This window comes from Pandoraea communis (assembly GCF_902459745.1).
Lineage (GTDB): Bacteria > Pseudomonadota > Gammaproteobacteria > Burkholderiales > Burkholderiaceae > Pandoraea > Pandoraea communis.
Window position 1 is genome coordinate 201101 of record NZ_CABPSJ010000002.1, and the last position, 19246, is coordinate 220346.

General features: G+C 62.9%; 18 protein-coding genes. 8 read left to right on the top strand and 10 right to left on the bottom strand.

What is annotated here, in order from left to right:
* Nucleotides 1-9: 9 nt before the first annotated feature.
* Genes minE through minC form a run of 3 tightly spaced genes read right to left on the bottom strand, consistent with a single transcriptional unit; the run spans nucleotide 10 to nucleotide 1885 of the window.
* Complete coding sequence (minE, locus tag PCO31110_RS07240; protein ID WP_010808102.1) at nucleotides 10-264, bottom strand: cell division topological specificity factor MinE; 255 nt, start codon at nucleotides 262-264, stop codon at nucleotides 10-12.
* 9 nt (nucleotides 265-273) lie between these two features.
* On the bottom strand, nucleotides 274-1089 hold the full coding sequence (gene minD / locus PCO31110_RS07245) for a septum site-determining protein MinD (protein WP_010808103.1): 816 nt from the start codon (nucleotides 1087-1089) through the stop codon (nucleotides 274-276).
* A gap of 43 nt (nucleotides 1090-1132) precedes the next feature.
* A complete protein-coding gene (gene minC / locus PCO31110_RS07250; RefSeq protein ID WP_010808104.1) occupies nucleotides 1133-1885 on the bottom strand; it encodes a septum site-determining protein MinC in 753 nt (250 codons plus the stop codon).
* A gap of 352 nt (nucleotides 1886-2237) precedes the next feature.
* Here minC and PCO31110_RS07255 point away from each other — a divergent pair, with 352 nt between their 5' ends.
* Complete coding sequence (locus tag PCO31110_RS07255; RefSeq protein WP_010808105.1) at nucleotides 2238-2426, top strand: hypothetical protein; 189 nt, start codon at nucleotides 2238-2240, stop codon at nucleotides 2424-2426.
* Between the two features lie 100 nt (nucleotides 2427-2526).
* On the opposite strand, the gene PCO31110_RS25625 is transcribed toward PCO31110_RS07255, so the two are convergent.
* The 3 genes from PCO31110_RS25625 to PCO31110_RS07265 form a co-directional block, all read right to left on the bottom strand.
* On the bottom strand, nucleotides 2527-2676 hold the full coding sequence (locus PCO31110_RS25625; RefSeq protein WP_168162894.1) for a hypothetical protein: 150 nt from the start codon (nucleotides 2674-2676) through the stop codon (nucleotides 2527-2529).
* A gap of 222 nt (nucleotides 2677-2898) precedes the next feature.
* Complete coding sequence (locus PCO31110_RS07260) at nucleotides 2899-3690, bottom strand: SDR family NAD(P)-dependent oxidoreductase (protein ID WP_150690020.1); 792 nt, start codon at nucleotides 3688-3690, stop codon at nucleotides 2899-2901.
* A gap of 25 nt (nucleotides 3691-3715) precedes the next feature.
* On the bottom strand, nucleotides 3716-4429 hold the full coding sequence (locus tag PCO31110_RS07265; RefSeq protein WP_010808107.1) for an SDR family oxidoreductase: 714 nt from the start codon (nucleotides 4427-4429) through the stop codon (nucleotides 3716-3718).
* 178 nt (nucleotides 4430-4607) lie between these two features.
* On the opposite strand from PCO31110_RS07265, the gene PCO31110_RS07270 reads away from it, so the two are divergent.
* Nucleotides 4608-5513, top strand: coding sequence for a LysR family transcriptional regulator (locus tag PCO31110_RS07270; RefSeq protein ID WP_010808108.1), 906 nt, complete (start codon nucleotides 4608-4610; stop codon nucleotides 5511-5513).
* A gap of 29 nt (nucleotides 5514-5542) precedes the next feature.
* On the opposite strand, the gene PCO31110_RS07275 is transcribed toward PCO31110_RS07270, so the two are convergent.
* Nucleotides 5543-6139: a TetR/AcrR family transcriptional regulator gene (locus PCO31110_RS07275; RefSeq protein ID WP_150690021.1), complete on the bottom strand. Its 597-nt coding sequence runs from the start codon at nucleotides 6137-6139 to the stop codon at nucleotides 5543-5545.
* A 205-nt stretch (nucleotides 6140-6344) separates the two neighbouring features.
* Here PCO31110_RS07275 and PCO31110_RS07280 point away from each other — a divergent pair, with 205 nt between their 5' ends.
* Nucleotides 6345-7064, top strand: coding sequence for an SDR family oxidoreductase (locus PCO31110_RS07280; protein WP_150690022.1), 720 nt, complete (start codon nucleotides 6345-6347; stop codon nucleotides 7062-7064).
* A gap of 85 nt (nucleotides 7065-7149) precedes the next feature.
* Here the strand turns inward: PCO31110_RS07280 and PCO31110_RS07285 are convergent, their stop codons facing one another.
* From PCO31110_RS07285 to PCO31110_RS07295, 3 genes are all read right to left on the bottom strand, one after another.
* On the bottom strand, nucleotides 7150-8058 hold the full coding sequence (locus PCO31110_RS07285) for a recombination-associated protein RdgC (RefSeq protein WP_010808111.1): 909 nt from the start codon (nucleotides 8056-8058) through the stop codon (nucleotides 7150-7152).
* 78 nt (nucleotides 8059-8136) lie between these two features.
* On the bottom strand, nucleotides 8137-8604 hold the full coding sequence (locus tag PCO31110_RS07290) for a cyanophycin metabolism-associated DUF1854 family protein (protein ID WP_150690023.1): 468 nt from the start codon (nucleotides 8602-8604) through the stop codon (nucleotides 8137-8139).
* Nucleotides 8605-8622: 18 nt separating this feature from the next.
* Nucleotides 8623-11052: a cyanophycin metabolism-associated ABC transporter gene (locus tag PCO31110_RS07295; protein ID WP_010808113.1), complete on the bottom strand. Its 2430-nt coding sequence runs from the start codon at nucleotides 11050-11052 to the stop codon at nucleotides 8623-8625.
* A gap of 297 nt (nucleotides 11053-11349) precedes the next feature.
* On the opposite strand from PCO31110_RS07295, the gene cphA (PCO31110_RS07300) reads away from it, so the two are divergent.
* From cphA (PCO31110_RS07300) to PCO31110_RS07320, 5 genes are all read left to right on the top strand, one after another.
* The gene (gene cphA / locus PCO31110_RS07300; RefSeq protein ID WP_150690024.1) at nucleotides 11350-13983 is read left to right on the top strand and encodes a cyanophycin synthetase; all 2634 of its coding nucleotides are present in this window, start codon (nucleotides 11350-11352) and stop codon (nucleotides 13981-13983) included.
* A 150-nt stretch (nucleotides 13984-14133) separates the two neighbouring features.
* A complete protein-coding gene (gene cphA / locus PCO31110_RS07305; protein ID WP_150690025.1) occupies nucleotides 14134-16713 on the top strand; it encodes a cyanophycin synthetase in 2580 nt (859 codons plus the stop codon).
* Nucleotides 16714-16975: 262 nt separating this feature from the next.
* Entirely contained in the window at nucleotides 16976-17377 is a 402-nt protein-coding gene (locus PCO31110_RS07310; protein ID WP_150690026.1) for a RidA family protein, read from the top strand.
* A gap of 77 nt (nucleotides 17378-17454) precedes the next feature.
* On the top strand, nucleotides 17455-18075 hold the full coding sequence (locus PCO31110_RS07315) for a class I SAM-dependent methyltransferase (protein WP_150690027.1): 621 nt from the start codon (nucleotides 17455-17457) through the stop codon (nucleotides 18073-18075).
* A gap of 69 nt (nucleotides 18076-18144) precedes the next feature.
* Nucleotides 18145-18897, top strand: coding sequence for a PA3715 family protein (locus tag PCO31110_RS07320; RefSeq protein ID WP_150690028.1), 753 nt, complete (start codon nucleotides 18145-18147; stop codon nucleotides 18895-18897).
* Nucleotides 18898-19246 lie beyond the last annotated feature (349 nt).

Genomic DNA, 19246 nt, shown 5'->3' on the forward strand with positions numbered 1-19246 from the left:
CCCGACCGTTCAGGTCTGCGGCAGTTCGATCTTCACTTCGAGCACTTCCAGGTTGTCCTGATGCTCGACGCTGACCTTGATGTCGTCTTGTGCGATTTTGACGTACTTGGAGATGACGGCGACCAGCTCGCGTTGCAGGGCCGGCAGATAGTCTGCAGGCGGCGACGAGCCCGCGCGTTCGTGCGCCAGAATGATCTGCAGGCGCTCTTTGGCAACGGCGGCGGTCTTTTTCTTCTCCCCCAGGAGGAAAGACAGGAAGGACATGGGCGCTCCTTACTTCGAGCCGAAGATGCGCTGTAACAACCCCGGCTTTTGATAGTCGGTAAAGCGCATGGGCTTGTCTTCGCCCTTGAATCGGCTCACCACGTCGCGATAGGCGTCGGCCACATCGGTGCCGTCGAGATGAATCGCCGGCGTGCCCTGGTTGGAGGCGTGCAACACCGACTCCGACTCCGGAATCACGCCGATGAGCTTGATTCGCAGAATTTCCTGGATGTCCTCAAGCGACAGCATCTGGCCGTCGTTGACACGTTTCGGGTTGTAACGGGTGATGAGCAAGTGCTCCTTGATCGGTTCGCTGCCTTCGATGGCGCGCTTCGTCTTCGACGAGAGAATACCCAGAATGCGATCCGAGTCGCGCACCGACGACACTTCGGGGTTCGTGACCACGAGCGCTTCGTCGGCGAAATGCATCGCGAGCAATGCGCCCGACTCGATACCGGCCGGCGAATCGCACACGATGTATTCGAAGCCCATGTCGGTCAGGTCCTTGATGACCTTCTCGACACCCGCTTGCGTGAGTGCTTCCTTGTCACGTGTCTGCGAGGCGGGCAGGATGAACAGGTTCTCGCAGGCCTTGTCCTTGATGAGCGCCTGGTTAAGGTTTGCTTCGCCCTGAATCACGTTGATCAGGTCGTACACGACGCGGCGCTCGCAACCCATGATGAGATCGAGATTGCGCAGGCCGACGTCAAAATCGATGACTGCCGTCTTGTGCCCCTGCAAGGCGAGGCCGGCGGAAAAGCTGGCGCTGGTCGTCGTCTTACCGACACCACCCTTGCCAGAGGTCACCACAATCACTTTTGCCATCTGTCGATGCCTTCCCAAACTTGAGGATGAATTTAGCTACGAATCATTTGAGCCCGAGGGGCTCGAAAATCAGTTTGTCGTCTACCAGCCGCACCTGCACCGAACGCCCCTGTACATCGGGCGGCAGCGCATACTCGCCAGTCCGGTAGATACCGGCGATGGAAATCAGCTCAGGCTCCAGACAGGTACAGAAGATGCGCGCATCGAGCTTGCCCTTCACCCCTGCCAGCGCCCGCCCCCGTAGCGGCGCGTAAATGTGAATATTACCTTCCGCGATCACCTCGGCACCGTAACTGACCAAATCGAGGATGATCAAATCGCCCTTTGCGTAGACCTGCTGGCCCGAACGCAACGGCTTGTCGATGATGGTCGAGGCAATCGCGCCAGTGTCAGGCGCCGCTTGCGCAGGTGCCGCTTCGGCGGGTTCCACGGCCGGCTCGGGGACTGCCTCGCTCTCGCGCGGCGCGCGCGAGATGCGGCGTTCGTGGCTGTCCAGCCGAGGCAGACCCTCTACCACGGCCCAATCGGTTTGCTCGCTGTTGGCCACCACACCGATCGGCTTCATACGGAATTCGGCCAGCATTTCGGCTAGCGCGGGCACGGCAACCCGCTCGTCGCCGGCCAGACGCCGAACGTCGATGGCGACCGTGTCGCCCGCAAAGAACTCCGGGGTCGCCTCGAAGCGTTGCGCCAATTCAGTGCGCAGCGTGTCCAGTTGCGGCGTCTTGACAACGAAATGCAGGGTATCTACAGCACCGCTGCGTAACTCGAAGTACGGCGTTTTCTTTTGCGGCATGTCAGGTTGTTGTGCGCGAATTGCTGGCAAATTGGGCATTCTACCGCCCCTTGCATGCGAGCAAACCGCAAATAAGCGGGATGAAGCGGTGATTTGCACAAATATCGCCATTGCTGCGACGCAGCAAAATGTGCATTTTGAATACGTTTTCGGCGTAGGGAAATGCTATCCGATTGACATCTGGGTGTCATCACGAAAGCCTATCCTGGCCGTGGAAAAGTCCAACCCGAAAAGTGCTGCATGGCAGCATCGAAAGTACGAATTTTGTCGCGCAAGCGCCATATTCGTGACCTATCCTTAAAGTCCCTGACGAGGGACCCCCCCCTGTGGAACCGCAAACCGGGAGACGACGATGCTGAGTCATCATGAATTTGCCACCCTGATGCTGGTCAAGGACGCTCCTGAGCAAGTGGAGCATAATCGCCCGGACCTCGAATCGCTGCTTGAAAGCAAACTGATCGAGTGGGAAGAGTTGGCCTCGGGTGAGAAGTCCCCGCGCCTGACTGTCCAGGGCAAGTATGTCCTTCAGGCAGTTGCCTGAGCGCCCAGCCTGCTGTTGAGGTGTCTGTAGTAACAAAAAGCCCGCCGGAAGGCGGGCTTTTCATTTGCGGGGGGATGTTCCCCGATCGGTCCAACAAGATTCAACCATGCCGGATGTCACGACGCTGACGGCGCCACGTGTGGCGCGCTGACGGGTGCTCCCGGCACCAGTTGCGATCCACCAGCCAGGCGACGGCAGCGCCGACGACCAGCACAATCACCAACATTGCAATCAAGCTCCCGGTCAGCATAGTGGCCTCCTAACTTCGACACGGCGGGATGGCACATCTCAATTCTAGGCAATCCCTATCGAAATAGGTACCCGAAAGTACTTCGGGTATACGGCGTTTGCGTTACATCAAGATGTCTGCACCGTTGATGACGGAGCGTTCCTGCAGCGCAACATTTTCAACCTGACACGGCGATGATGGCCACCTGACACTGGTCGGGCGGCCGGCCATCCGAGCATCGCTTCAGAGCGAGTCGACAACTCCGCCATCGACACGCAGCGCCGCCCCGGTCGTGGCCGACGCTTGCGGCGATGCAACATAAACCACCATGTTCGCCACTTCCGTCGTGGTGGCCGCCCGTCCAATAATCGAACTGGGGCGGTTTGCGCGCACGAACTCGGCGGCCGCCTGTGTCATGTCAGCATTCGCAGGAACGCCCGCTTGGTGAAGCATCTCGATCATGCCGTCCGAGAGCGTCGGGCCGGGCAGCACGGCGTTGACCGTCACCCCCGTGCCGCGCATGCGCTTGGCCAGACCGCGCGACACGGCCAGTTGCGCCGTCTTCGTCATACCGTAGTGAATCATGTCCTCGGGAATATTCAGTGCGGACTCCGACGAAATGAAGATCACACGCCCCCAGTTACGATCTGCCATGCCGGGCAAATAGGCGCGAGAGAGCCGCACGCCCGACAGGACATTGACGTCGTAAAAGTGTTGCCAGACCTCGTCCGGAACCTCGAAGAAGTCCTGCGGGCCAAAGATGCCCGCGTTGTTCACGAGAATGTCGACGTCGGGCACGGCGGACACAAGCACATCGCAACCCTCGGCCGTCGCCAGATCCGCAGCGATACCGCGCACCTGAGCATCGGGCAGGGCCTCGCGCAGCTTTGCAACGGCGGCGTCCACCCCTTTCTTCGAACGCCCGTTGATGAGAGTCGTGGCCCCTGCTGCCGCCAGGCCGTGGGCAATGGCAAAACCGATGCCTGCCGTCGATGCCGTGACCAGCGCTACCTTTTCCTTCAGATCGATATTCATAAGTCAGTCTCCAGAACGGTGAACGTCAGGCGATCGCGCCGCCTGCATCGATGAGCACAGTGCTGCCGGTCGCACTCGGTGTACCTGCCAGATAGAGAATCGTGTTGGCGACGTCTTCGGCAGCCACCACACGACGCGCCGGCAAGCGCTCGGCCGCGTTGCGATACATCGCTTCGCGATCGGCCTCTGCCAGCTTGTTCCACAACGGCGTCACCGTCAGGCCCGGCGAGACGGTGTTCACGCGCACCGGGGACAATTCGAGCGCCAGCCCGCGACCCAACGCTTCGACCGCCGCGTTGATTGCGCCCTGCACGACCGACGCCGTGCTCGGACGTACGCTCAGATAGCCCGACGTCAGCGTGAGCGAGCCGCCCGCTTCGATTCTTGCATATCGCGCAACGTGATACGTGCCCCAGAACTTGCTGTCGAAAGCAGCGTGCGCGTCTTCCAGCGGCAGCTTGCGGACTTGCCCGGTCGGCGTTTGCGCGGCGGAGACGACCACATGCTGCCACGGGGCGTGATCGGCGAAAAATTTCTCGACAGCGGCTACGTCTTCCGTGTCGAGCACAACGGCGCGAGCGGTCGTGCCGATGGTGGTGAGCGCTTCGTCGAGCTTGGCCTGATGTCTCGAAGCGATCGTCACCGCTGCGCCGGCCTTGGCGAATGCCTGTGCTGCGGCACGGCCGATGCCGGAACTACCGCCAATGACCAACACGCGCTGACCTTCGAAATTGAACATGATGAGGCTCCGGAAAATAATCGGGAAGATGAAGGAAAAACGACATCGGCACACGCCCGGCCGCTGGGAGCCAGCACCGGCTCGCGATGTCACGGTGCCATTGTGATCCTCGCCACAACGAACGATAATCCCCAAAAAAATTGAATGACTCTCTTCGAATTATTGAGAATAGACCCCGATGATCGACCAGACGCTGGACCTCACCCTCTTCGACCGGGTCGTTGCCACGGGCAGCATGTCGGCTGCCGCGCGTGAGCTGGGGCTCTCGCTTGCCGTCGTGAGCAAACGGCTTGGGCTGCTCGAGCAGCGCCTCGGCGTGCGCCTGCTCAATCGCACCACGCGCAAGCAGGCGTTAACGGAGGAAGGACAGGTATTTCACGCGTGCTGCCAGCGCATTCTGGCGGAGATCCGTGAGACCGAGCGGCTGATGACGCGTCAGGCGGGCACGGTCGGCGGCGTGCTTCGGATCAGCGCCCCGCGCGCGTTCGGACGCCGCCACCTCGCCCCGCTGCTGATCGCGTTTCGCGAACGGCATCCCGATCTGAAGGTACACCTCGAACTGAGCGATCTCTGGGTCGATTTGGTCGCGCACGGTATCGACGTTGCCATCCGCGTGGGCACCCTGCCCGACTCCAGCCTCGTCGCCCAGGAACTGGCGCCGAACTACCGTGTCCTGGTGGCGTCCCCGGATTATCTGGCACGGCGCGGTACGCCACAGGACGCGGGTGATCTGCTACAGCACGACTGCATTCTGTTCGGCCACGCCCCGCACGGCGACTGGCGATTCGTATGGCAGTCCGAAACGCTGCGAATTCAAGTCCGCGACACGTATGTCGTCGACGATGGCGACACCGCCCACGAACTGGCGCTGCACGGCGCAGGCATCACGCAGAAGTCCATCTGGGATGTCGGAGACGATATCGAAGCGGGCCGCCTTGTGCGCGTGTTGCCGTCGCTGCAGATCCCGGCGTCGCCGCTCCATGCCGTGTACCCGCATAGCCGCCACCTCGCGCCGCGCACGCGAGCGTTCGTGGATTTTCTGCGCGATGCGCTGCGCGCGACGTGGCGCTGGCCGCAGCGCTGACGACACAACCTCACCGCACGGCCGCACGCTCAGTCGCTGGCAGGGTTCCCATTGAGCGCCTGGCGCCCGGCGGCCAATAGCGCATCCGCCAGCGCGGGGTCCGCGCTCACGACCGCGCGCGAGAGCACGAGCGTGCCGACCATCTGCGCGAAGCGCGCCATCGCGGACTGCCTCGCTTGCGCCGGACTCACCCCCTGCTCGACACCCGCCGCCGTCATCCGGGCGATCACGTCCGACAATCCTTTCGCGTAGCATGCCTGCGCCTCGTCGCCGATGCGCGGGGCGTCTCCCGCAAATCCCGCCATCGGACAGCCGCACGCAACGTCATCCCGATGGGCTGTCGACAGATACCGCTCGGCGCGCTCTCCGAGTGAGAGTGCCGCCCCCGATGCCGCATCGCCGCCCTCCAGCGCCCCTTCGCTGGCCGCCACTGCGCGCGCCATCACAGCCGCGACAAGTGCGTCCTTAGACTTGAAATGGTTGTAGAAGCCACCTTGCGTGAAGCCGGCCGCCTTCATGAGCGCCGTCAGACCCACGGCGTCGACACCATGCTCGCGAAACAACCGCTCGGCCGCCGCAACAATCGCCTCGCGGTTTTCCGCAGCCTGCTCTCTGGAAATACCCATTTGCTACTCCCGATGTCCGCCTGCGCAATCGCGGCTATCACCGTCATCTAAAAAGACAATGTCAATCACCATTGACATAACGACATCCGACTTGCCACAATGCATCAAGGCATGACGATGGCGATCACAATTGTCATGCAGTATAGTCCAAACCGCACGCTGGCTCCATGAGTGGCGCGGCCTTATCCCTTGCTGGAGTTCTGAAATGAAGATCAAAGATGCCGTCGTATTCGTCACGGGCGCCAACCGTGGCCTGGGACTGGAGTTTGCGAAACAGGCGCTCGACCGTGGCGCGAAGAAAGTGTATGCAGGGTCCCGCGACCCGTCCAAGGTGACGCTGCCGGGCGTCATCCCGGTCAAGCTGGACGTCAACAATCCGGAAGACGTGGCGGCCGCGGCCTTGCTGGCCGGCGACGTCACGCTGCTCATCAACAATGCCGGCATTGCCCGTGTCACGCAGGGTCTGACTCACACGGGCTCGGCCGAGACACTGCGCGAGACGCTGGAGACGAACCTGTTCGGCGTGCTGGCCATGTCGCAGGCGTTTGCCGGCACGCTGGGACGCAATGGTGGCGGCGCCCTGCTCAATGTGCTGTCGATTGTGAGCTGGATCAGTTCGAGCGTGCTTCCCGAATACGCGATCACCAAGTCAGCCGCGTGGTCGCTGACCAATGGTCTGCGTCAGGCGTTGCGCGAACAGCAAACGCAGGTGGTGGGCTTGCACGCGGGCTACATCGACACCGACCTCACGCGGGATTTCGATGCGCAGAAGAGCGCGCCATCCGATGTGGTGCGTCAGGCCTTTGAGGCCATCGAGGCCGGCGAAGAGGAAGTGTCCGTCGACGAAGGCACACGTCAGGTCAGGCAGGCGCTCTCGCACGGCGTCTATCTGCTGGACCCGGCCGCAGCACGCGCGCAGTCGTGAGGTAACGTCGCACCAAACGCAAAAACGCCGCGACACCCTTGAGGTATCGCGGCGTTTGCGTTGTAGTGACTTACAACGGGTCGCGTCAGGCAGCCTTATCCATCTGACGCTCACCACCCACGGCTTCGATCAGATCGTCGAGCATGCGAGCGAGTTCGCCGGTCATCAATGCGACGTCGGCGTCGAACTTCTCGGCCTCGCCTTCGGCCGTCGGGTCGGCAGCGTCCTTGATGATGTCGAGCGGCGTCACGCGCTTGATCACGAACGCGTCGGTCAGCACGAACGAGATGCGGTCATTCCACGTCATCGCGAGCTTGGTGCAGCGCTTGCCCGCTTCGATGTGCTGACGCACATCCGCCCCGTCGAGCGGGTGGCGCACGTAACGCACGGCGGCCTTCTCGTCGGTGTTCGAGCGCAGTTCCACGTCCTGATCGACGGTAAAGCCGCCCGGCGCGTCGTTGCCGGCAAGCCACGACGTCATCACCGACACGGGGGCTTCGTTGAGTTCCACGTTCTCGAGCGTGATATCGAGCGTCTTGAGGAGCAGGCTGCGCACTTCATCGGCCTTGGCGGGCGATGCCGCATCGATCACCAGCCAGCGATTGGCCGGATCGATCCACACTCGTGTGTCGCGGCGAATGCCGAACGCCCGCGGCAGCAGCTCGTCGGTCACTTGCTCCTTGAGTTCCTTCATCTGCTTGCGGCCCGGCTTGAAGCCTTGCTGCTCTTCGAGTTCGACCGCCTTGGCGCGCGTAACCTGATTGACGACGGTCGACGGCAGCAGCTTCTTCTCGGCACGATAGGCCAGCAGGAACTGACGATTGATGCTGTGCACGAGTTCGCCGCCTTCACGCGGCGGCGCCCAGCCCTGCACTTGCATTTCGAGGCTGCCGCCCTCGCGGAAGGCGTGCTTCTCGAGCGCCTCTTCCATTTGCGCGACGCTCATGGACCAACCGGCAGGAATTCTGTGCAACTGGAGATTCTTGAACCACATCGGGCATCACCGCAAAAAGCAAAAGAGCGATTTTACCAGTGCTGCGAGGTCCGGCGAAGTTCCGTCGCACGAATCGTGTCAGAGAAAGCGATCGAGGATCTTCCGGCTCGGCTTGTCGAGCTTGGCGGCGTCGCGAATCAGGAACTGGATACCGTGACTGTCGGAGATGAGCAACGTCTGACCACCGAGACGCCGGATGTCTTCTTCACCGCGCAAGACGAACGACGTCTCGCCCCGGTTCGTCTCGACGGTCCAGGTGCTTGGCGTGGCATACGTCGACACGCCCAGGATGCGCTGCACCTCGGGCATGAATTCGCGTGCGGCAAGTTCTTCGCGCAGCAGCGCGCCCATGGCCGCAGGCAGCACGTCGAGCGAATCGAGCCAGACCAGCTCGCGCCCTTCCATGCTCACGAGTGCGAGGCCATCGTCGGGCGCGGCAATCGGAAACGCCCGCACGGGCACCACGCCTTCGTGGGAGATGCCGTCGGCATCCGTGAGCACCAGACGGCCAAAGGCGTTGCGCGACAAAGTGAAATCGATCTGCATGAGTGTCTTCGCGAACGTTCAGTTGACGGATAGCGGCTGGGCCGGTGCGGCGCTCACCGCAGCGACCGTGGCGGCGGCTTCGGCCGACTCGGCAACCGCATCGACATCTGTATCGACATTGCGCTGTTGCGCCTGATAGAGCTTGTAGTACGCGCCTTCGCGAGCGATCAGTTCGTCGTGGTTCCCCACCTCGACGATCTTGCCGCGATCAAGCACCACGAGCCGGTCGGCCTTGCGCAGCGTCGACAACCGGTGCGCGATGGCAATCGTCGTGCGGCCCTTGACGAGGTTGTCGAGCGCCTTCTGAATTTCCTTCTCGGTGGCGGTGTCGACCGAGGACGTCGCCTCGTCGAGAATCAGGATGCGCGGGTCGATCAGCAACGCACGCGCAATGGAGATGCGTTGACGCTCACCGCCCGAGAGCGCCTGCCCGCGCTCGCCAACCAACGAATCGTAACCGTGCGGCAGCCGCAGAATGAACTCATGGGCGTGCGCCGCGCGGGCAGCCGCCACGATCTCGTCGCGCGTTGCCTCCGGCTTGCCGTACGCGATATTGTCGGCAATGGTGCCGAAGAACAGGAACGGCTCCTGCAGCACCAGACCCACGTTGCGACGGAAGTCGGAGACCGGCAGCGCACGAATATCCACGCCATCGATCTGGATCGAACCTTCGGCCACGTCGTAGAAGCGGCAGATCAAGTTGACGAGCGTGCTCTTGCCCGACCCGCTGTGACCGACCAGACCGATCATCTCGCCCGGTGCGATGCGCAGATCCATGCCGCGAATCACCGAACGGTTGCCATAACGGAAACCGATGTCGCGCAGGTCGATGGCGCCCTTCACTTCCTTCAGATGCACCGGGTTGACCGGCTCCGGCACGTTCGAGACGTGGTCGAGCACGTCAAAGATGCGCTTGGCGCCTGCGGCGGCCTTCTGCGTGACCGACACGATGCGACTCATCGAATCGAGACGCGTATAGAAGCGGCTGATGTAGGTCAGGAATGCCGCGAGCACACCGACGGTGATCTCATGCTTGGAGATCTGCCAGATGCCGAATATCCAGACCACCAGCAGGCCAACTTCCGTCAGGAACGTTACGGTCGGCGAGAACAACGACCACACCTTGTTCACGCGGTCGTTGACCACGAGGTTATGCCGGTTGGCTTCCCTGAAGCGCGCGACCTCGCGGTTCTCCTGCGCAAACGCCTTCACCACGCGAATGCCCGGAATCGTGTCGGCGAGCACATTGGTGATTTCCGCCCAGATCCGGTCGACCTTCTCGAAGCCGTGACGCAGGCGATCGCGCACCAGGTGAATCAGCCAGGCGATGAACGGCAGCGGCACCAGCGTGACCACGGCCAGCCACGGGTTGATCGACACGAGAATGACCGCCGTCATGATGATCATCAGCACATCGGTGGCGAAGTCGAGCAAGTGCAGCGAGAGGAACACGCAGATGCGGTCGCTCTCCGAACCGATGCGCGCCATCAGGTCGCCCGTGCGCTTGCCGCCGAAGTACTCGAGCGAGAGCCGCAGCAGGTGCGAGTAAGTGGCCGTGCGCAGGTCGGCGCCGATACGCTCCGACACCTTCGCCAGCAGATACGTCCGCGCCCAGCCCAGCGTCCAGGCCACGAGCCCTGCCCCCAACAGACCCGACAGGTAAATTCCCACCAGGTGGTAATCGATGGGTTGACCGTTCTGGAACGGAATCAACACGTTGTCCATGAGCGGCATCGTCAGATACGGCGGGATCAACGTCGCGCCCGTGGCGCACAACGTGAGCAGGAAACCGGCGAGCAGTTCAAAACGATACGGACGGGCGAAACGCCACAGACGCAGCAATGCCCATGTTGACGATGGGGCCTCTACCTCCGGGTTGCATTGCGGGCACTCGTCGGTGCCGGGCGGCAGTTCGGCCTGACAGATCGGGCATGTGCCCGAAACGTCCTGCTCATGACTGACAGTGTGCCCCGCCACTAGCGCCTCGCGCTGGCGCGCGACGGTGTCCATCAGCGTGAGCGCCGCCGGGTTGTGGCCAAGGGTATAGCGCCAGCAGGCAAGCTTCTCGCGGGCGTCGCACAACTCGAGCGAGCCAACGCCCGCGTGATCGGCGTGCGTCAGCGACAGGTCGGCGCGATACGGCCACGACTGCCATTCGGTGTCACTGCCTTGCGCGTCACGACGCGCCTCGCGCGCCAGCAGCCGGCGCTCGGTGGCAACCACCACGCCGCGGGCGAAGTGCAGTTGCGCGTCGAGATCGACGGCCAGCCAGGCCAGTACGGTCTCGCCATCGGCCAGTTGCGCGGCAACCTCCGCGTACCAGGACTCGGCGGCGGCATTTCGAGCGGAAACGGATAACGCTGAAGCAGTACCGCCGGAAGGGCTGCTCTCGGACGATGTTGTTGAGGTGGCGGCAGAGGATGCCGCAGAAGCGGAGGTGTCGGTCATTGCTGCGGCAGACGTGTCCTCAAGGGGCGGACATCGAGGCAAACGAAGAAAAAACGAGGCGGACTTTCCCTGTCAATCCGCGAAATTGCCGCAAGTATAACCACAGCGACGCCTTTTGCGGCGCGGAGTTCCCCGATGACACGGTGCAGCATGGAAATATTGTTGCGACGGTCAACCGTTTACGGATTTTTACGTTAAGTAACCAGTTAACTGTAAGAGCGCGACCGGCTGAGCCGCCTGAAATCGGCCTCGCCGGCTTCTCCGAACCCAGCCCTGACGCGTGAATTAGCCTTAAGAATGAAAAAGAAAGACATTGAGATTTTCGATGTCCTGTCGCTGCGCGGCCCGAATATGTGGACATATCGGCCGGTGCTCGAGGCATGGGTCGATATCGGCGAACTCGAGGAGTTCCCGTCCAACAAGATCCCGGGGTTCCCTGAGCGGCTGTCCGAGTGGCTGCCCTCCCTCGTCGAGCACCGCTGCAGCATCGGCGAGCGCGGCGGTTTCCTCCAGCGCCTGCGTGAAGGTACGTGGCCCGGCCACATTCTCGAACACGTCACGCTGGAGCTGCAAAACCTAGCCGGTATGCCCGGCGGTTTCGGCAAGGCACGTGAAACCCCGATCACCGGCGTCTATAAGGTGATCGTGCGCGCCTGGCACGAAGACGTGACCCGCGCGGCCCTGTTTGCCGCCCGCGATCTGGTCATGGCAGCCATCGAAGACCGCCCCTACGACGTGGAAGCCGCCGTCGAAAACTTGCGTGGCCTGGTCGACAAACATTGTCTCGGCCCGAGCACGGCGTGCATCGTCGACGCCGCCGACGACCGCGACATCCCTCATATCCGCCTGTCCGACGGCAATCTGGTGCAGCTGGGTTACGGCGCAGCCGCCCGTCGCATCTGGACTGCCGAGACCGACCGCACCCCCGCCATCGCCGAGAGCATCTCGCGCGACAAGGACCTGACCAAGCAACTGCTCGAGTCGTGCGGCGTGCCCGTACCGGAAGGCCGTCTGGTCGAGAGCGCCGACGACGCATGGGACGCCGCGCAAGACATCGGCCTGCCTGTCGTCGTCAAGCCATACGACGGCAACCATGGTCGCGGCGTGTTCATCAATCTCGCCACACGAGACGAGGTCACCACGGCATTTGAAGTGGCCCTCGAAGAAGGCAACGGCGTGATCGTCGAGCGTTTCGTGTCGGGGCTCGAGCACCGCCTGCTGGTGGTGGGTGGGCGTGTCGTGGCCGCCGCCATGGGCGAAACGGCCTCGGTGGTTGGCGACGGCAAGCACACCGTCTCGGAACTCATCGAACTGCAGATCAACAGCGATCCGCGTCGCGGCAGCGCTGAAGATCAGCCGCTGAATCGCGTGCGCATCGATTCGTCCGCGCGCCTCGAACTCAAGCGTCAGGGTTTCGACGCCGATGCCGTGCCGCCCGAAGGCAAGAACGTTCTGATCCAGCGCAACGGCAACGTCGCCTTCGACGTGACCGACCGCGTGCACCCGAGCGTGGCCGCGCATGCGTCGCTGGCCGCACGCATCGTGGGTCTGGACATCGCCGGCGTCGATCTGGTCGCCGAAGACATTTCCCGCCCGCTGGCGGAACAACGTGGCGCCATCGTCGAAGTCAACGCCGGTCCGGGCCTGCTCATGCACCTGAAACCGGCCGATGGCACACCGCGTCCGGTCGGGCGCGCCATCGTCGACCATCTGTTCCCCGATGGCGACACCGGGCGCATTCCGATTGTCGGCATCACCGGCACCAACGGCAAGACGGTTACGGCGCGTCTGCTCACGCATTTGTTGCAACTGGCGGGCGAACACACCGGCCTGGCTTGCAGCGACGGCCTGTTCCTCGACAAACGTCTGGTTCAGAGCGGCGACCGTGCCAATTGGGACGCCGCGCACCGCGTGCTGATGAACGCCAGCGTAACCGCAGCCGTCTTCGAGAACGACAACACCGCCATCCTCTCCGAAGGCCTTGCCTACGATCGCTGTCAGGTCGGCATCGTGACGAACATCGACCGCCCGGACCATCTGGGCCAGTATTTCGTCGAAGACGTCGACCGTATGTTCAGCGTGATGCGCACACAAATCGACGTTGTCCTGTCCGATGGCGTGGCCGTGCTCAATGCGCGCGACCCGCTCGTCGTGGAAATGGCCGAGCTGTGCGATGGCGACGTGATCTTCTTCGGTCTGGACGAACACCTGCCGGCCATCGTGGCGCATCGCGCCGCAGGCAAGCGCGTGGTCTTCGTGCGCAACGGCCAGGTCGTGCTGGCCACCGGCACGGAAGGAACCGCCGTCGGCGCCACCGCCAACATGCCGCTGACCTACGCTGGCCGCGTCGATTTCCAGATCGAGAACGTGCTTGCCGCCGTGGCTGCCGCCTGGTCGATGGGGGTCGCCCTCGATGTGCTGCGTACCGGCGTGACCACCTTCGACGTCGGTCAGGTCGATGCACCGGGCCGCTTCACGATGTTCGAAAAGCAAGGCGCGACGGTCATCGTCGACGATGCCCACAACGCCCCCGCCCTGACGGCCCTCGCGGCAGCCTTGGCCAAGCTGCCTGCCGAGCGCCGCATCGCGGTGTACGGCCCGGGTGTCGATCGTATGGACGAAGACTTGCAGGCCGAAGGCAAGCTGCTGGCGCAAACGTTCGACCGTGTGGTGCTGTGCGACGACCTGAGCGTCGCGCGCAAGCGCCCGCTGGCCGAGTCGCGTGCACAACTGCGAGCGGGCATCGACGCGACCGGCCGCAAAGTGCTGGTCACGGATGCCACCGAGCGTCGTGCTGCTGCCGAAGCGGCACTGGCTCAACTCGTGAGCGGCGATCTGCTCGTGTTACAGGCCGATGAAGGCGGCGCCACCGCCATGCTCGACCTGGTACATCAGTGGATGGGCCAGCCAATGCGCGCGCTGGCTGCCTGAGTCGAGTCGGTCGCGAGCGGCGGCGTGCAGAGATCTCTGTCGCCGCCCGCCCTATATATAGATAGCGCCGAATACCCAAGCCACAGTCGTTTTTCTCGCCAACCATCCGCTATATAGGGACGCGAAGTGGACAGACAGGGATTGCAATTTATGGAAGTCTCCCGTATCCGCGCATTGCGCGGGCCGAACCTCTGGAGCCGTCACACCGCCATCGAGGCCATCGTGACGTGCACCGATCTGGAACATTCGATCGGCAATCTGGCCGGTTTCGAGGCTCGACTGCGCGCACGCTTTCCCGCGCTGCAGGCGTTCACGCCCGATGCCGAAGAGCGTCCGGCGTCGCTGGCCGACGCCCTCGCCACCACTGCGCTGCAACTGCAAGCAGCGGCCGGCTGCCCGGTGACGTTCAGCCAAACCACGCCGACCATCGAGCCGGGCACGTTCCAGGTCGTGGTGCAGTACAGCGAAGAGCCGGTCGGCCGCCTCGCCTTCGAACTGGCGCAACAACTGATCAACGCCGCCCTTGAAGACGGTCCGTTCGATCTTGCCGACGCCCTCTATCGTCTTCGCGATCTGGATGAAGACGTGCGTCTGGGCCCGTCGACCGGTTCGATCGTATATGCCGCCGTGGCACGCGGCATTCCGTACCGCCGTCTGACCGAAGGCTCGATGGTGCAATTCGGCTGGGGCAGCAAACAGCGCCGCATTCAGGCGGCCGAGACCGACCGCACATCGGCCGTGGCCGAGTCGATTGCGCAGGACAAGGACCTGACCAAGACCCTGCTGCACGCTGCCGGTGTGCCGGTGCCGCTGGGCGGCACGGTTCGCAATGTCGAAGATGCGTGGAAGCTGGTGCAGGAAATCGATGCACCGGTCGTGGTCAAGCCGCGCGACGGCAATCAGGGCAAGGGCGTGGCCGTGCGTCTGCGCACGCGCGAAGAAATCGAGAAGGCCTTCGAGGTCGCGCAGGACATCAGCCGCGACGTTATCATCGAGCGCTACATTCCGGGCCACGACTTCCGTCTGCTCGTGATCGGCAACAAGCTGGTAGCGGCAGCGCGTCGCGATCCGCCGCAAGTCACAGGCGACGGCGTGCACACCGTTCGACAACTGGTCGAGACGGTGAACGCCGACCCGCGCCGTGGTGAGGGCCATGCCACGTCGCTCACCAAGATCCGTTTCGACGACATCGCACTCGCCACGCTCGCCAAGCAAGGATTGAACGCCGACTCCGTGCCGGAAGCCGGTGCGCGTGTCGTGTTGCGCAACAACGCCAACCTGTCGACCGGCGGCTCGGCCACCGATGTGACCGACGACGTTCATCCGGAAATTGCGGCGCGCGCCGTCGCGGCGGCCCAGCAAGTGGGGCTGGACATTGCCGGTGTCGACGCGGTGTGCGAGACCGTCATCAAGCCGTTCGAAGATCAGGCCGGCGGCATTGTGGAAGTCAACGCCGCGCCGGGACTGCGCATGCACCTTCAGCCGTCGTACGGCAAGGGCCGTGCGGTCGGCGAAGCCATCGTCTCGACGATGTTCGAAGACGGTGACGACGGCCGCATCCCGGTCGTGGCGGTCTCCGGCACGAACGGCAAGACGACCACGGTTCGTCTGATTGCCCACCTCATCGCCCAGCAGGGGCTGCGCGTGGGCATGACCGGCACCGACGGCATCTATATCAGCGGCGAGCGTATCGACACGGGCGATTGCAGCGGCCCGCGCAGCGCGCGCAACGTGCTGATGCACCCGGACGTGGACGCGGCCGTATTCGAAACCGCGCGTGGCGGCTTGCTGCGCGAGGGGCTGGCCTATGACCGCTGCGATGTTGCCGTGGTGACGAACATCGGCATGGGCGACCACCTGGGCCTGTCGTACATCAACACGGTGGAAGATCTTGCCGTGCTCAAGAGCGTGATCGTGCGCAATGTGGCGCCGCGCGGCATGGCCGTGCTCAACGCCGCCGATCCGATGGTCGCGCGCATGGCAGACGCCTGCCCGGGCGACGTCACGTTCTTCGCACTGGACGCCTCGCACCCGGTGCTCGCCACGCATCGCGCAACGGGCAAACGTGTGGTCTATGTCGACAGCGGCAACATCGTGACGGCGCGCGGCAGCGAAGAAGCGCGCTACGCACTGGCCGCGATTCCGCTCACACGCGGCGGCACCATCGGTTTTCAGGTCGAGAACGCGATGGCTGCCATCGGTGCAGCTTGGGCACTGAATATCGATCCGGTAACGATCCGCGCCGGACTGGCCACGTTCGTGAATGACGCAGGCACCGCGCCGGGACGCTTCAACGTGTTCGACTACAAGGGCGCCACCGTGATTGCCGACTACGGTCACAATCCGGACGCCATTGCCGCGCTCACGCAAGCCGTGGAAACGATGCCTGCGCGTCGCCGTTCGGTGGTGATCTCGGGGGCGGGCGACCGTCGTGACGAGGACATTCGCCGTCAGACGCAGATCCTCGGCGACGCGTTCGACGACGTGCTGCTGTATCAGGATCAATGCCAGCGCGGCCGCGAAGACGGCGAAGTGCTGCGACTGCTGCGCGAAGGTCTGGTCGATGCGCAGCGTGCGAGCCATGTCGAGGAGATTCACGGCGAGTTCGTGGCCATCGACACCGCACTCGCACGGCTGCAACCGGGAGACTTGTGCCTGATCCTCATCGATCAGGTAGACGAAGCCCTCGCGCACATCGCGCAACGTGTGGCAGAGGCCAGCGCTCGCTGAACGGCAGCAGGATCGCTCCGGCGTTCCTGCCACCCTGCCCTCTGATCGGGCACTGACCGCACAAGATTGCGCGCTCGGTGCCCGTCTTGCCTCCCGTTTTCTTTCCCGTTTTCCTCCCCTCTCGCATCCCGCTCATCAAGCCGTTCGCGTCTCTCGCGAGGATCACGCACGCGCTCTCGGCGCGGTAAGTGCGACAAAGCGTGGCGGGCCATCGAGCGCCGCCCGGTTTATAGTCGTTCACCCTACAAATAAGGTGAGTGACATGCCCGATCGTGAAGTGATTGTTCCCCCGTCGATGACGCGTATTGTCGAGCGCGCCGGATACGCGCCCGCCGTGCGCGTGGCCACCACCGTGTTCTGTGCCGGACAGGTCGGGCGCACGCCGGAGATGGAGGTCATCGCCGACCCCGAAGCACAGTTCGAAGGATGCTGGGACAATCTACAGGCACTGCTCGCGGCGGCTGGCTGCACGTTCGACGACGTGGTGGACATGACGACCTATCACGTGGAAATGTCGCGGCACATGGCTGTGTTTCGCGAGGTCAAGAATCGACGATTTCCGCGCGGCATGTGTGCATGGACCACCATCGGGGTATCCGAGCTGGCTCATCCGGGGTTGCTGGTCGAAATCAAGTGTGTCGCGGTCCAACGTGAGAACACCTGAGCCTCTATACTTGCCGGCAACGTAAGCGCATTTTGGCAATTGACGGGGTACTGCCGGCCCAACACGGAAGCGTTCCTATGCAATCCAAAGATCACTGGAATCAGGTCTATTCAACGAAAGCTTCGACCAACGTGAGCTGGTTTCAGGAGCACGCGAGCCAGTCGGTGGCGCTCATCGCGCAGTCCGAGATCGAGAAAGGCGCCGAGATCATCGATGTCGGCGGCGGTGCGTCCACGCTGGTCGACGATCTGCTTGGCCACGGCTACCGTCACCTCACCGTCCTGGATTTGTCCGAAGCCGCGCTTGCCGTTGCGCGCGAACGCCTCGGCGCCGGCGGGGACTCGGTGTCATGGATCGCGGGCGATATTACCCGTGTCGAGTTGCCCGTCCAGAAATATGACGTGTGGCACGACCGCGCCGTCTTTCACTTCCTCACCAGCGAAGCAGACCGCCACGCCTATGTGCGCGCGGTGCTGCGCGCCGTCAAGCCGGGAGGGCTGGTAATCGTTGCCACATTTGCCGAGGACGGTCTCGAGCAATGCAGCGGACTGCCGGTCATGCGATACAGTCCGGATGCCCTTCACGCGGAATTCGGCGCGCCCTTCACCCTGTTACGAAAGGCGCGTGAGGAACACCAGACGCCGTGGGGCGCGACGCAGAAATTCATCTACTGCCTGTGCCGTAAAGAAGCTGACTGACGTCTCACATCAGAAAAAAAGCTCACTCGCTTTCGCTGGGCCATTCCCTCTACCTTTCATTGATCCGACATGCCCCGTTCCGTCATCGCTCGTTCACTTGCCGTGTGTGCCGTCCTTAGTCTGCCGTTGCTGGCTCAAGCGGATTGCCGCGATCGTCTGGAAGGTTGGACGAATACCCTGCACCCGGGCCGCACACTCGATGCCGATCTCGCGAGTTGCAAAGTGTGGCCTGCGAATCCGGCGCTCACGCTGGTCGCGTTGCCCTTGCCGCAGAAAGGCCGCACCGACGACGACAAGGTGTATGACGTGGATGTGCTGGTGACTGACAGTCAGACGGGGAAAATCGTTGCCCATCGCTTCGAAACGTCTGCACTGGTGTCGGATGCCGTCAGACTGCGCAGCATTTCGCTCGACACGGCGCCTTGGCGCCTGACGCCGCAGGTGCTGGCCTTTGGCGTACGGACCGACTTTGAAGGGTCGTCGCGCGTGAATCCCTTCTCGCAAAGCGCGTTGAGCCTGTATGTGATGGATGGCGCGAAGCTGCGCAAGGTCGTCGACAAACTCGCGACACAAACAGGCGGCGGCGAATGGGATGGAAATTGTGCGGGCAGCTTCGCCGACACCTCGCGCAGCATCTCCGTCGGCCCGGCAGGCAAGGACGGCTATGCCAAGCTCGTCGTCAGCGAGAAAACGGTCACAACGACGAACAAGCCGACACGCAACGACTGCGCAAGCAAGGAAAGCACGTCCAAACGGCCCAACGTCACCCTTGAATATGACGGCGAGCGGTATCCGGTGCCCAAGACGCTCAGCGGAAGTTGAGTCGCCGGTCTGTTGGCACGCAAGGCGGATTTGATAAAGCGTGGGAGTGGGTGGCGAGTGCTTGAGGCCGGGGTACGGTAGTAGCCGTGTTCGGCCATGAAATGACCTTCGTTAGACGCTTCGCTAAGACGTTCAGACGGCCGCCCCACTTCGCAGGCGGTCATTGAAATTTATGTACCTGCGTCGCATTGTCGGCCTTCGCGGACACTCAGATGCTGTAGCTCGTACGACAGGTTTAGATAGAACCTTAGTCCTTCTTGCAGACGCTCTAGTTAGGGAGCTTCTTATATTCACGCCCAGCCATTTAACACAGACACCGTTTAAAAATTGCACCGCAGCGCCGCCCATC